Origin of the sequence: Paenibacillus sp. A3, from assembly GCF_001399685.1 — a bacterium.
GTDB lineage: Bacteria > Bacillota > Bacilli > Paenibacillales > NBRC-103111 > Paenibacillus_G.
Genome location: NZ_JTHN01000153.1, coordinates 30,168 through 43,284, shown reverse-complemented (window position 1 = coordinate 43,284; position 13,117 = coordinate 30,168). Strand labels below are relative to the sequence as shown.

Here is a 13,117-nt window from a genome sequence, read left to right as displayed (position 1 = left end):
TGGGCTGTTGCAATAAACATACATTACCGTTAATCCTAGTGTCTATAAAGTTTACCTTAATTTTATATGAAGTTTTTCTATAGACTGCAATCTTCCGGCAATTTATGCAGGAGGATTGCGCTTATTTGTTTCCAGCCAACCGGATGCATAGCCCCCTGACTCCTGCTTCATCCTATAAAGGGACCGAATTCCGGCGAATTCACGAATGAGAGGAGCATGGTGCGATGATCGGATCATGGCGGCGTCCGGTGGCGGCCTCGTTGGTTGCATGCTTGCTGGCGGCAGGCTGCGGGCCTCAATTATCGAAGGAACAGCGGCTTTCGAATCAACAGGGGATTCCGAGCAACCACGGTCAAGCCGCAAACCGGTTAAAAAGCGAAGAAATCAACGGAAAAACGACAACGATCGGCCTGAACGGCGGATTTATTCGCATGCTGACGCAAGGCCGGGTGGAAATGACGATTCCCACTGTCACTATAGGCGGGACCTCTTATGTGGTAGGTTCCGATTTTGCCAAAATTGTCGGGTTCCGGTCTAATTGGGATCAAACCAGGGGAGTATTTCAGTTAGGGGAGCACGATGCGTCTTACGAGCTGAAGCCGGGCCAGACGTCAGCGCTGAGAGACGATGAGACGGTGGCGCTTAAGGAAGCGCCTGTTCTTTTTAATTCCCAGATACATATCCCCGTGTCGGCGTTAAATCCCGTGTTTGCGAAAGATTTTTCATTCGAGATCAAGGAACAGGCGGCGGTCGTCCAAGCGACGGATTGGGCGGTGAGCGGGGCGATCGATGGCCCGTTGGAGGCGAGTACGGGAGCGGAGCTTGACTTCGGCGACGATCCGAAGGACCCGTTTCAAACAGCGGGAGGGACTTCGACGATGAGGCTGGGGCGCGACCCGCTGCTGGAGGCTTCCGATGCTGTCGAGGCCATGAAGGGGCTGGACGGTTTTTTCGGCAAGGATGACATGGCAGTCCCCGTTCTGAGGCAGGTCGATATGAACGCTTTGCTGACCCGGGCACAGCGATACGTCGGCGTGAACTATTCGTTCGGCGCCGCACCTTATTCGACCTCCGGCAAGTTCGACTGCTCCACATTTACGCAATATGTGTTCGCCAAATCCGGTATCACGCTGAACCGGACGGCCCGGGCCCAAGCCAAGCAAGGGACCGCTATCAACCGAAAACAATTGCGGAAGGGCGATCTGTTGTTCTTTTACGTTCCCGGTAAGTTTCGCAGCCAGAAGACGGTCGGTCATGTCGGCATTTATTTAGGGAACCAAAGAATGATTCACTCGGCTCCGGAGCCGAAAGACGGCGTGCAGATGACCCACATCAACAATGCGTATTGGAAGCAGACGTTTTTGGCTGCCAAGCGGGTATCCTCATAAAAAGAAACAGCCCGGCCGGTTGTCCGTCAGGGCTGTTCTTTCGTATGTAAGGCAAACGTTTCTTAATCCGCGAAAATGTGCTCGACTTCCAAGTCCGTCCGTTCCGACAAATCGATGAACATACCGTCAAAATTGACGAGCGGCCGGAACACATCGGTCGGATGGGTGAGTACGATCGTGCCCGTTTCGCCGGAGACCAGCTGAACTTTTTTCCCGATAAAATTCGGGACCATGTGCTGGATAAACAATTGCGTAATATGAGGATCAATTTGTCCGAAGCTGCACCGGTGGAGCTCGCGCAGGACGAACAGCAGATCGCGTTTTTTCTGGTATACCCGGCTTGAGATCATCGCGCTGTAAATGTCCGCGACCGCGACGATCTTGGCCAGCGGATGAATTTCATCACCGCGCAGGCCGTACGGGTAGCCGGACCCGTCGAGCCGTTCATGGTGCTGCAAAGCAGTCAAGCATATTTCCGCGGGCAGCCCCGAACGCTGCAGCAGCTCGTATCCGTAGATCGAATGCTTTTTCACGCGTTCATATTCTTCCGCCGTCAATTTTCCGGGCTTCTGAAGAATGGCCGGATCGATGAGGCCTTTGCCGATGTCATGTAAATAGCCCGCTTTGCCGGCGAGTTCAGCATCCGCCTCCGATTGCCCGAGCCATTTGGCGATATAGTAGGAGATCATGCCTACTTGCACGCTGTGCTGATACGTATAATCGTCCGTGCTGTTTAACACGAGCAGGAGCGAAACGACGTCCCTCTCCTCGTGAACTTGCTGGACAAGCGGGTTGAAACCGTTGTCAATTTGATCCTTGTACACAATGCCTTTTTGGATCGCTTGCTCAAATATGCTTTTCATGCCGTCCACTGCTTCATGATAAGCTGCTACTGCGGCAGCTGAGGCAGCGTGCTCCGTCTGCGCGGGTGGAGATTCGTCCCTTGCTGCGTCGGGCTCTGGGTCATCCGTACAAAAAGCGATGTCCACTTCGTCGATATGGTGCAGCTTCAGCTTCTCAATATCATCGACGGAAAGCTCGGTATGTGCGGATAGGACCAGCAGTCCGTACCCGTTAAACGTATCCGAGCCGAGCCGATCGCCAACTTTGACTTGATGGATCGATATGAGCACAACGGGTTCACCTCTGTCCTGGGGTCACGGGACGTTTACCGATATGTAAAAGTTGTCCCTTTTGTCTCATGATAACAGGAAAATGAACCCGAAGTACTCGAATTTTGTCGAATAAAAGGTAAAAATTAATTAATATTTAATCTATTTTGTAATAATTACATTCCGATATAGCGGCTGTACAAGCTTTTGGCCACGGTAGGGTCTTCGGTGCCCTGTACGATCATCCGGCCGTCCGGGAAAAGCACTAAAGTCAACGCTTCGTCCAAATGAAGCTTGAGGAGAAACGGATTTTTCTCGACCCGTCCAAGCGGCTGAAGCCGTTCCGCCCATTCTTCCAAAGATAGCGCGGCAGGGGAAACGGGCTGGATTTGGACGGAATTCCGGCCGCACAGCGTCTGGATCGTATCTTCCTCCAGCGAAGCATCCAGGTATTCGAATTGACGAGCTGCGCAGCAGGGGCAATCCGCTTTGCGGGCTTTTGATACGTCGATCGCGGCGTATTGGTTGTACCAAAGGTCCCAGTGGACCATTTTGCGATTTAACTGCTGATGGGCCCCCACAAGCAGCTTCAGCGCTTCGGCCGCTTGGTGGGAGGCGACCGTATGAATGATCGATCCGATCACCCCTGCCGTATCGCATGTCTCCGTCGTGCCCCGGGCCGGCGGTTGGTCGAACAAGCACCGCAGACAAGGCGTTTCGCCGGGAATGACGGTGTGCGAGACGCCGCGGGAGCTTACGGCGCCGCCGTAGATCCACGGAATTCCGTGCTTGACGCTGACGTCGTTAATTAAAAAGCGCACCGCAAAATTATCCGTACCGTCCAGGATAAGCTGAACGTCAGCCAGCAATTGCTCGGCATTGGCGAAGTTCAAGTCGGCCACGACCGGCTCGATGACAACGCCGGAGTTCGCCGCGCCCAGCCGGGCGGCAGCCGCTTCCGCTTTGGGCGCGGAGCCGGCCGCGTCCGCTTCGTCGTAAAGCATCTGCCGCTGCAGATTGCTTCGCTCGACGAAGTCGCGGTCAATCAGGCGCACGAAGCCGATGCCGGCGCGCACCATATGATTGGCGAGCACCGTGCCGAGCGCGCCCATGCCCACGATGGCGACGCGGGCTTGCAGCAGCTTGGCTTGGCCGGCTTCGCCAATGGGGGCGAACAGCATCTGGCGCGAATACCGTTCCCGATCCGCAACGTGTACGTTCTCCTGCTCCGTCATGCTGTCGGATACGTTCATGCTAACGACTCTCCTTCTTGCGGAAGACCGGCTGCAGGATTCCAGGGGCCTTGCTGATGTCCCTTCCACTCCGAGCCGTCCTCCCATATTTCCTTCTTCCAGATCGGCACAATCTGCTTCAGCCGCTCGATGGCATACCGGCTCGCTTCATAGGCGGAGTCGCGGTGCGGGGAAGACACGGCAATGACGACGCTCGTGTCGCCTACGGGCACCGTACCGAGCCTGTGCGTAATCGCGAGCCGCGTACCCGGCCAGCGCGAGGACAGCTCGTCGCCGATTTGACGCATCGTTTTCAGCGCCATCGGCTCGTAGGCTTCGTATTCCAGCATCGTGGTCCTTTTGCCATGGGTAAACTCCCGGGTAGTGCCGACAAATGCCAGCGTCGCGCCATGGTCCGGATGCAATGCTTTGGCCGTCACCTCATCGGCAATAATCGGATCGCGGGTGATGGCGTAGGGCTCCGGCTCGCCGCCGGAAACCGGCGGGATGAGCGCTACTTCGTCCTGCCCGGTGATGCGGACCGCATCGTCCGCGTACTGCTGATTCACCGCGACGAACGCTTGCTTAAGCACGTCCGATGCCGCGGGGTAGCGGGCGGCCAGCAGGGCTTTGAGCTCCGGCGGCGTCAGCCCGTCTTGTTCTATGTCCAGCTCCAGTACCGGGGAACCGAAATGCTCGGCCAATCCGGCGAAAAGCAGCAGCTTCAGCTTCATGATTGTCTACTCCTTCGTTTTAGCGGCCTTTCGAAGTCCGGCGAATGAGGCTTCTGTGTGGCGGATTGCTGCTCCGGCCGCTGCCAAGCTCGTGATTCACCGGCTTTTGCGGGCTGTTCTTTTAAGTTTCAGCATACCATATTTTTAGCGAAAAATGATATAATGGTTGGTGATGTTTCGAGGGGAGATGGAGGCGTAGCATGACTATAGAAATCGCAGATGAGTACGTCGGCCGCATCCGGTATACCGTAAGCGAGCTGGCGGCCATCGCTCCGCGGAGGTTTCCGGTACAGGAGCGGGTGAACGGCGTCACGGGAAATGCGTTCGACTGGCTGGCGTGGTACGAAGCTTGGGTCCAAGCGCAGCAGGCGGAGCCGGGACGGACCCCGACCCGTCTGGAGGTCGAAGGAGCGGACGAATTTCAAGCGGGCATTCCTTGGAGCGAGTTAAAGCAAGCCCTGGTGCTCTACGAACAGGAAGATGGCAGCCCATTGGCCAAAGGGTATCCGATCCGCTTGTACGTTCCGGACGGAAGCAGCGAATGCCTCAATGTGAAAAGCATCGTGCGGATCCGGATTCTCTACGATGAAGAGGCCGCGGAAAAAGCGGCGACGTACGGGTTCAAAAATACGATAACACCGGAGCAGCTGTTCAAGCCACGTTCTTGACAGCACGCGCTCCGTTCATCTACTCGCTACTTGAAGGAAGGTGCCTTTGTGATCGAACGAATGAGGCTGCGCGTCCTTCATACGAACGATATCCACAGCCACTTTGAACAAATGCCCCGCATCGCCTCCGCCCTGCGGAGGCTTCGCGCGGAAGCCGGAGAAGAGCGGACGCTTACGCTCGATATCGGGGATCATATCGACCGGATGCGCCCGGAAACCGAAGGGACGGACGGCCGGACGAACATCGCGGTGCTGAATGCATCCGGGTATGAAGCGGTCACGCTCGGCAACAATGAGGGATTGTCCTACACGGAGGACGTGCTTTCCGAGCTGTACGGCCAGCAGGCGAGCTTCGCCACCGTCATCTGCAACCTGCCGGCATCGGCAACGGGAGCGCTGCCGCCATGGGCGGTGCCATATCATATCGTCCGCAAAGCGGGAGTGCGCATCGGGCTGATCGGAGTCACCGCCTGCTTTCCCGAGTTTTACAATCTGCTCGGATGGGACGTGCGGGAGCCGTTCGACGTCGTGCCGCCTCTTGTCCGGCAGCTTCGTCCCCAGGTGGACGTGCTCATCGTCATGTCCCATCTCGGGCTGCGCAACGACGAGCGCATGGCGGCCGAAGTACCGGGCATCGATCTGATTTTGGGCGGGCACACGCATCACTTGCTGGAAGAACCGCTGCGCATCGGCGGGACGCTCGTTTGCGCCACGGGCAAATTCGGACAATACGTCGGAGTCGTCGATCTGGAATGGGACCCGGCCGAACAGAAGCTGATGGGTGCGGAGGCATCCGTACAAGCGGTGGCTATCGAGCCGGAAGATGAGGAGATCCGCAGCCTGATCGGGCAGTATGGCGTTCGTGCGGCCGCCGAATTGGACCGAGAGGTCGTCCGCCTGCCTGTCGAAATGCCGTACGATTGGTATGGCGAATCGCCGCTCGGGAATTTGCTAGCCGGGGGATTGCGCCAGTGGATGGGAGCCGAGATCGGTCTGGTCAATGCCGGACAGCTGCTCGGCGGGCTGCCGCAAGGCCCGGTCTCGGCCGGCATGCTGCTTCAATTGTGCCCGTCGCCGATCAACCCGTGCCGGATGAAGCTGACCGGGGCGCAGCTGCTTCGCGCGCTGGAGGAATCGCTGCTTCCCGAGTTCATGGACAAACCGCTGTACGGCTACGGCTTTCGCGGCAAAGTGCTCGGAACGCTGTGCGTGGACGGACTCACCGTACAATACGACCCGGAAGGGGCCGATTATGCGAAGATTCGCGCCGTGGACGTCGGCGGGCAGCCGCTGGAGGCGGAGCGGCAGTATTTGGTCGGCTCCATCGACATGTTTACGTTCCGGGTGGGCTTCACGTCCCTTGGAGAAGGGGCGGAACCGCAGTTCTTCCTGCCGGAATTTTTGCGCGATGTGCTGCTTCGGGAGCTTCGCGACGAATCGTCGCTTCAGCGCAGCTTTTCCCGGCGGTGGCGCCCGGTCGGACAATCGCCGCACGCTACTTAATTCCTGGTGTGTACAAACCGCAGCAAACGAGCTAGAATATAAAAAGCTAATCATGATACGAACTGGATCAATCCGAGGGAGAGAGTAGGAGTAACGCATGTACGATTGGTGGGTAGCGGTGATTATTGGCATCGTGGAAGGCTTGACGGAGTTTTTGCCCGTTTCGTCCACGGGCCACATGATTTTGACGAGCACGCTGCTGGGAATTCCGGATACGGATGAATTGATCAAAACGTTCGAGATCGTCATCCAGCTCGGCGCCATACTGGCGGGGGTCGTCGTATACTGGAAGCGGATTTTGCGGCTGTTCGGCCTCAGCAAGGAAAAGCCCAAAGCGGGCAAAGGGATGAACTTGCTGCACATTATGTTGGCGATCGTGCCGACGCTGGCGATTGCGTATTTGACGAAAGACTTTATTAAAGCCTACCTCTTCTCGCCGGAAACCGTGCTTATCGGCCTGATCCTTGGCGGCGTGCTGCTCATCATCGGGGAGAAATTCCAACCGAAAGTAACGGCGCACGATGTCGACGAACTGACGTACAAACAGGCGTTCTTCATCGGACTATGGCAGATCATTTCGATTTGGCCTGGCTTCTCCCGTTCGGGATCGACGATCGCCGGAGGGATGCTGGCCGGGGCGAGCCGCGGTGCCGCCGCCGACTTCACGTTTATTATCGCCATCCCCGTCATGGTCGTCGCTACCGGGTACGAGCTGATCAAAAACCTCGATGCGTTCTCTTCCGGAGATGTCGGATTTTTTGCCATCGGCTTCATCGTTTCGTTCGTTGTAGCGCTGCTCGCGGTCGTCACGTTCATCAAATTCGTACAAAAGTTCAGCATGTCGTATTTTGCGTATTATCGCTTTGCCGCTGCCGCGCTGTTCTGGATGTTCGTGCTGCGGTAGCTTGTTCGGAATTCGACGATATTTTGCCGGAAATAGGGGATATTCTCTTGTTTCCGGCTTTTTTCGTTCGATGTTCATATAAATTTTGTCAAAACGTGAAAAAACATATTGCTCTTTTGATTCGAATTCGATACGCTTAATCATATCGGTATTTTCTAAATTTTTCTTTAGAAAGAAGACGTGGTTCGTTGATGCGTTTGCTTCCGCTGAGCATGGTCAAACCCGGCATGCGCCTTGGGAAAAAAATATACAACTCGGACGGGTTGACGCTGCTGGGCGAGCGGGTGGAATTAACGCAGGCGCTTATTACCCGCCTGGGCGAGCATGGCGTGGATTTTGTATATATCGACGATCCGCGAACCCGGGATCTGATTGTCCAAGATGTCATTAGCGAAGAGACGCGGCTCCAAGCGATTACAGGGATCCGGACGTCCTTCCGCAAAATGATGGAGGATCAGGTCAAGCGCAAATTGGTGGGCCAAATGCAGGTCGGCAAAGCGTTTCGCGGGATGATGAGCATGATTTTGGACGACTTGAGCCAGCACAAGGATGCCATGATCATGCTGACCAATATCAGCCTCATGGACGAATATTTGTTCCAGCATTCGCTTAATGTGTGCATTTATGCGACGATGCTCGGCATGGCGCACGGCTACGACCGGGAAGAGCTGATGACGCTCGGCCTGGGGGCGCTGCTCCACGATGTGGGCAAAACTCAAATCCCGCTTGAACTGCTGCGCAAAAAAGGAAAGCTGTCGGAAAGCGAATATGAGCGGATTAAGCATCATACGGTATTCGGCTTTCAATTTCTGAAGGACGAGCCCAACATTCCGTTGCTCGCCGCACACTGCGCATTTCAGCATCACGAAAGACTGGATGGCAGCGGGTATCCGCGCGGACTCAAGGGCTCGGAAATACACGAATACGCGCGCTGGATCGGCTTGGTCGATTCTTATGATGCCATGACGACCCACCGCGTGTACCGAAGCGCCATGCTTCCGCATCAGGCGATGGAAATTTTGTTTGCCGGATCGGGCACCTTGTACGAAACCCGGCAGATCGAATTGTTCCGCGATAAAATCGCCATTTATCCGATCGGCATCACCGTGACTCTAAACACGGGTGAAACGGGAGTGGTCGTCGATTTGAATGCGAACGTGCCTCAGCGTCCGGTCGTGCGGCTGCTGCTGGATGCGGAGGGACAGGAGCTGAAGGATACGCCCGAAATCGATTTGTCCAAAATGCTGTCGGTCATGATTACCGGCGTCAACTATAAACCTATATAGTGTCAAGTCGTGCAGAGGCAGCTTCCCGGAAGCTGTCTTTTTTGATGTTGGCGATGGTTTGGAAAGTAGGGACGACTGTATACAATTAGATTTTAATTTGAAGCATAGCTTATTTTTTAGTATAATGTTAAATTATAAACTAACTTCTCTTTCGTAAGGAGGTGATCGAGTGGACCCAATTTCAAACGAAGAGGAATGCATGGCTTCCGTGGAGGAGGCGCTCCAAATTTTCGGAGGAAAATGGTCGTTCCTGGTCCTCCGCCAACTGTTTAAAGGTCCGCAGCGGTTCAATCAATTGCGCCGCAATCTGGACCATATCAGCACCAAATCGCTGACCGATATTTTGCGTCATCTGGAGGAGCATGAGATTATCCGTCGTCAAGTGTTTCCTACGGTACCGGTAACCGTCGAATATTCCTTAACGGATAAAGGCAAAGACTTTCAAACCATACTTGTGGAAATGGGAAATTGGGCAAGAAAATGGGGAAAGCCGCGCGGCATCGGCCTTTCCGAACAGCGGGAGTAAGGTGCGGCGCGACAGGACGTCGGTTTTCTTTTCAATCGTATTACGATACAATGGGTAATATATTATTGTTAGATTTTACTTTTTAAAGAAGTCAGGTGTGAAAAAACAACATGTCCGATCGCTTAATCGTCAACGATTTGCCCGTATTGCCCCAGATAACGCCCGAATACGATCCGTGGGACCCGCTGCGCTGTTTGCAAACGCATGGCGAACACCGATTGACGAGCGTCGAGCTGACCGTGACGAATTTATGCAACATGCGCTGCGAGCACTGCGCCGTCGGCGAATCGCTCATGGTATCGGAAGGACCGCGCATCCCGCTGAATGTCATCTTGAAGCGGCTGGATGAAGTCGAGGGATTAGAGACGATCAGCATCACCGGCGGGGAACCGAGCTATCACGAGCAGACGGTGCGCGAGTATATCGTCCCCCTGTTGCGTTACGCCCGGGAACGGGGAGTTCGTTCGCAGATCAATTCCAACGTGACGCTGGACCTTTCGCGGTACGAAGCGATGGCTCCTTATCTCGACGTGATGCATATTTCGTTCAACTATTTGAACGCCGACGATTTTTACGAAGTCGGGTTTGTCCGGACAGACCGAAGAGTTTCCGCCACGACGGCGGCTAAATTATATGAACGGATGGTCGAGAATGCGAAAGCGCTCGCCAGCGGCGGGATGTTCGTTTCAGCGGAATCGATGATCAATTACCGGACGCACGGGAAGCTGAGCGGAATCCATAAGCTGATTCAAGAGATGGGATGCCGCCGCCATGAGGTGCACCCGATGTATCCAAGCGCTTTCGCCTCCAATTTGCCGGTGCTGACGCTGGATCAGACCCGGGCTGCGATTCATCGGCTGCTCGACGACCGCGACCGTGATCTGTGGATGCTGTTCGGGACGCTCCCGTTTTATGCTTGCAGCCCGCTGGAGGAGGACCGGGAGCTGGTAACACGTCTTCGCCGCGAGCCGAACGTAACTGTGCGCAACGACCCGGACGGGCGCAACCGCCTCAACGTGAACCTGTTCACGGGCGACGTTTTCGTCACCGACTTTGCGGATGTGCCTGCGCTCGGCAACATTCATGCGGACCGGCTCGATCAAGTATTCGCGCGCTGGAAAGATCATCGTCTGAGCAAGACCGTAAACTGTCATTGTCCGGCGGCCAACTGCTGCGGACCGAATCTTCTGGTCGTCGATACGTATTATAAAGATGTCGATTTCGGCCAGCGGAAAGCTCTTGTGTAATTCAGCCATTATTCCATTTTACTTTTGCAAAGGAGACTGATCCTTCTTGGAAAGTCACAGTACAGGGTTCGATTTCGGATTAATTTCGCTTAATCTTCTACTGGTCGTGTTTTTGGTGCTGCTGAACGGTTTTTTTGTCGCAGCGGAGTTTGCATTGGTGAAAGTCCGGGCTACGCGCCTGCAGCAGCTGGAGAGCGAGGGTAACCCGAAAGCCAAGTATGCGCTCGCCGTAACCAAAAAGCTGGACGCTTACCTGTCCTCCACGCAGCTCGGCATTACGCTGGCGTCGCTGGGCTTGGGCTGGGTAGGAGAACCGGCCGTCTCGCATCTGATCGTAGAACCGGCTCTGGCGGCTCTCGGACTCGGAGGAGCTTGGTATGCCAACGCCTTGTCGTTTGCGATCGGTTTCGCCGTGATCACCTTCATGCATATCGTGCTCGGCGAGCTTGCGCCCAAATCCATGGCTATTCAGAAATCGGAAGCAACCTCTCTATGGCTGTCGGCTCCTTTAATGCTGTTTTACAAAATCTTTTATCCGGCGATCTGGCTGTTGAACGGCGCCGCGAACAAGCTCTTGAAGCTGGTCGGGATTCAGCCCGCTGCCGAGCAAGAAGCCCATACGGAAGAAGAAATTCGGATTTTGATGGACCAAAGCGCCCGCAGCGGTATCATCGATAAAGACGAGCTGGCGCTATTCGACAATATATTCGAGTTCTCCGATCGGGTGGCGAGGGAAATCATGCTGCCGCGGACCGATATGGATTGTTTGTTTACCGAGCTCAGCTATGAGGAAAACTTAAAAATCGTTTACGAAACGAAGCATACGCGCTACCCGGTGGCTACGGACGATAAAGACGAAATCATCGGATTTGTCCATATGTCGGACTTGCTCACCTGCGAACCGGACAAGAAGCACGATATCAAAGATTTCTTGCGTCCGGTGCTCATGGTGCCCGAATCGATGGAAATCAGCCATGTGCTGCGGCTGATGCAGAAGAAGCGCTCTCAGCTTGCCGTCGTGATCGACGAATACGGCGGAACGGCCGGGCTGATTACCACCGAAGACATTCTGGAGGAAATCGTCGGCGAGATTCACGACGAATTCGACGAAACGGAGCGGCCTGAGGTGGAGAAGATCGGAGATGCTTACTCCGTTGACGGGCGCGTGCTGCTGGAGGATCTCGACGACCGGCTTGCCCTCGGGATCGAAGACGACGAGGTGGATTCGATCGGAGGCTGGCTGTTCAAGCAGTTGGAAGGCTCCGTCTCCAAAGGCAGACGGCTGGAGCAGAACGGCTTCTTGTTCGAAATTACGGAGGTCGAGCGATTGCGTATTTTGCGTGTAAAAATTCAACCTGTTCAGAAACAGCCCGTTTCGGGTCCGCTAGCCGGTCAAAACCATCCTGAATAATAGGGGGTACCCGTTCGATGTCGCTTAGAACGATCGTATTTTGTGTGCTTGGCGCCGTGCTTTTGTACGGAATGTTCACCATCGGCTTCCCGTTTTTGCTTGCCATGTTGATTGCCCTGTTGCTCGAACCGATCGTTCTGCTGCTAACACGAATGTTCCGCGGCGGGCGCGTAACGGTTTCCGCCGTGGTCTGTACGCTTTTTACCGGCTCGCTGCTTGGTTTCGTCTATTTGATCGGCTTCAAAATTGTCACGGAGCTTATTCAATTCTGGAAGAACGCTTCTGTCTATTTAAGTGACGCCAAGTTGTTTATTGAAGATTCGTCGGTCAGAAACCGATTGTTCTATAAACTGCTGCCGTACGACGTTGCCGAGCAGGTGCAGCGTTATGTGGAAACGGGAGCAGGGATGCTTACGGAAAATCTAAAAAGCATCGTGACCGCTATCTCCGGGTATTTTCTCGACGTTGCCAAAACGATTCCGAATTTGTTCGTGTTTTTTGTCGTGTTCGTGATCGGTCTTTACTTGATTTCGTTCAGCTTGCCGAAGCTGCATCAGTCGTTTCTGAATCTGTTCGAGACACAGTCTAGACCGAAGGTGGCTGCGGTGCTGAGCGATTTGCGCCGTGCTATTATCGGCTTTCTGTTCGCGCAGGTGCTGATCAGTTTGCTAACGTATGTGGTGACGTTGGTCGGCTTGCTTGTTTTGAATGTCGATTATCCGCTTGCCGTTGCGCTGCTTATCGTGCTTGTGGATATTTTACCGGTGCTTGGCACAAGCGCCGTACTCGTTCCGTGGGTGGGGTACAGCATGCTCGCGGGAGACATGCGGCTCGGAATCGGGCTGATCATCCTCCTGCTCGTCATCATGGTGTTTCGCCGTCTGATCGAACCGAAAATTATCGGCGACGCCGTCGGAATCAATGCTTTGGCGGCGTTGGTCAGCATGTATGTAGGCTTCCAGCTTGCCGGAGTGATCGGCCTCATTCTGGGGCCGGTGCTTATTATCGTGTACCAGGCGCTTCGCCGGGTCGGTTTGCTTAAAATCAACATCAAATTGGAACAGTAACTATAACAAAAAAATCTTGTCGTTCCTACGGTCTTACGG

The 13,117-nt window shown here is 54.8% G+C and carries 12 protein-coding genes; 9 read left to right on the top strand and 3 right to left on the bottom strand.

The window, feature by feature from the left end; genetic code table 11:
- Nucleotides 1-224: 224 nt before the first annotated feature.
- Nucleotides 225-1,388 (top strand): C40 family peptidase, encoded by a 1,164-nt coding sequence (locus tag QJ48_RS23000; RefSeq protein WP_054975814.1) that lies wholly within the window; start codon nt 225-227, stop codon nt 1,386-1,388.
- Nucleotides 1,389-1,450: 62 nt separating this feature from the next.
- Here QJ48_RS23000 and QJ48_RS22995 read toward each other — a convergent pair whose 3' ends face one another.
- The 3 genes from QJ48_RS22995 to moaD all read right to left on the bottom strand — a co-directional run bounded on the left by QJ48_RS22995 (nt 1,451) and on the right by moaD (nt 4,466).
- Nucleotides 1,451-2,521 carry an HD-GYP domain-containing protein gene (locus QJ48_RS22995; protein WP_054975813.1) on the bottom strand — a complete coding sequence of 357 codons (1,071 nt, stop codon included), beginning with the start codon at nt 2,519-2,521 and terminating at the stop codon, nt 1,451-1,453.
- A gap of 155 nt (nt 2,522-2,676) precedes the next feature.
- The gene (locus QJ48_RS22990) at nt 2,677-3,753 is read right to left on the bottom strand and encodes a ThiF family adenylyltransferase (RefSeq protein WP_054975812.1); all 1,077 of its coding nucleotides are present in this window, start codon (nt 3,751-3,753) and stop codon (nt 2,677-2,679) included.
- Complete coding sequence (moaD, locus tag QJ48_RS39260) at nt 3,750-4,466, bottom strand: molybdopterin converting factor subunit 1 (protein ID WP_054975811.1); 717 nt, start codon at nt 4,464-4,466, stop codon at nt 3,750-3,752. Before moaD ends, QJ48_RS22990 begins: the two co-directional genes overlap by 4 nt.
- A 200-nt stretch (nt 4,467-4,666) precedes the next feature.
- Between moaD and QJ48_RS22980 the strand changes: the two genes are divergently transcribed.
- From QJ48_RS22980 to ytvI, 8 genes are all read left to right on the top strand, one after another.
- Entirely contained in the window at nt 4,667-5,134 is a 468-nt protein-coding gene (locus tag QJ48_RS22980) for a hypothetical protein (RefSeq protein WP_054975810.1), read from the top strand.
- 60 nt (nt 5,135-5,194) lie between these two features.
- The gene (locus QJ48_RS22975) at nt 5,195-6,637 is read left to right on the top strand and encodes a bifunctional UDP-sugar hydrolase/5'-nucleotidase (RefSeq protein ID WP_054975842.1); all 1,443 of its coding nucleotides are present in this window, start codon (nt 5,195-5,197) and stop codon (nt 6,635-6,637) included.
- 97 nt (nt 6,638-6,734) lie between these two features.
- Nucleotides 6,735-7,541, top strand: coding sequence for an undecaprenyl-diphosphate phosphatase (locus QJ48_RS22970; protein WP_054975809.1), 807 nt, complete (start codon nt 6,735-6,737; stop codon nt 7,539-7,541).
- A 191-nt stretch (nt 7,542-7,732) separates the two neighbouring features.
- On the top strand, nt 7,733-8,827 hold the full coding sequence (locus QJ48_RS22965; protein WP_054975808.1) for an HD-GYP domain-containing protein: 1,095 nt from the start codon (nt 7,733-7,735) through the stop codon (nt 8,825-8,827).
- Nucleotides 8,828-8,996: 169 nt separating this feature from the next.
- Nucleotides 8,997-9,353: a helix-turn-helix domain-containing protein gene (locus tag QJ48_RS22960; RefSeq protein WP_082420645.1), complete on the top strand. Its 357-nt coding sequence runs from the start codon at nt 8,997-8,999 to the stop codon at nt 9,351-9,353.
- Between the two features lie 110 nt (nt 9,354-9,463).
- On the top strand, nt 9,464-10,600 hold the full coding sequence (yfkAB, locus tag QJ48_RS22955) for a radical SAM/CxCxxxxC motif protein YfkAB (RefSeq protein ID WP_054975807.1): 1,137 nt from the start codon (nt 9,464-9,466) through the stop codon (nt 10,598-10,600).
- A 46-nt stretch (nt 10,601-10,646) separates the two neighbouring features.
- A complete protein-coding gene (locus tag QJ48_RS22950; protein WP_054975806.1) occupies nt 10,647-12,011 on the top strand; it encodes a hemolysin family protein in 1,365 nt (454 codons plus the stop codon).
- A 17-nt stretch (nt 12,012-12,028) separates the two neighbouring features.
- Nucleotides 12,029-13,078: a sporulation integral membrane protein YtvI gene (ytvI, locus tag QJ48_RS22945; protein WP_054975805.1), complete on the top strand. Its 1,050-nt coding sequence runs from the start codon at nt 12,029-12,031 to the stop codon at nt 13,076-13,078.
- Nucleotides 13,079-13,117: the final 39 nt, after the last annotated feature.

Bases quoted from the DNA above. Each gene is read 5' to 3' on its own strand.
- QJ48_RS23000 (WP_054975814.1), top strand. From the start codon at position 225: ATGATCGGATCATGGCGGCGTCCGGTGGCGGCCTCGTTGGTTGCATGC.
- QJ48_RS22975 (WP_054975842.1), top strand. From the start codon at position 5,195: ATGAGGCTGCGCGTCCTTCATACGAACGATATCCACAGCCACTTTGAA.
- QJ48_RS22990 (WP_054975812.1), bottom strand. From the start codon at position 3,753: ATGAACGTATCCGACAGCATGACGGAGCAGGAGAACGTACACGTTGCG.
- yfkAB (WP_054975807.1), top strand. From the start codon at position 9,464: ATGTCCGATCGCTTAATCGTCAACGATTTGCCCGTATTGCCCCAGATA.
- ytvI (WP_054975805.1), top strand. From the start codon at position 12,029: ATGTCGCTTAGAACGATCGTATTTTGTGTGCTTGGCGCCGTGCTTTTG.
- moaD (WP_054975811.1), bottom strand. From the start codon at position 4,466: ATGAAGCTGAAGCTGCTGCTTTTCGCCGGATTGGCCGAGCATTTCGGT.
- QJ48_RS22970 (WP_054975809.1), top strand. From the start codon at position 6,735: ATGTACGATTGGTGGGTAGCGGTGATTATTGGCATCGTGGAAGGCTTG.
- QJ48_RS22965 (WP_054975808.1), top strand. From the start codon at position 7,733: ATGCGTTTGCTTCCGCTGAGCATGGTCAAACCCGGCATGCGCCTTGGG.
- QJ48_RS22980 (WP_054975810.1), top strand. From the start codon at position 4,667: ATGACTATAGAAATCGCAGATGAGTACGTCGGCCGCATCCGGTATACC.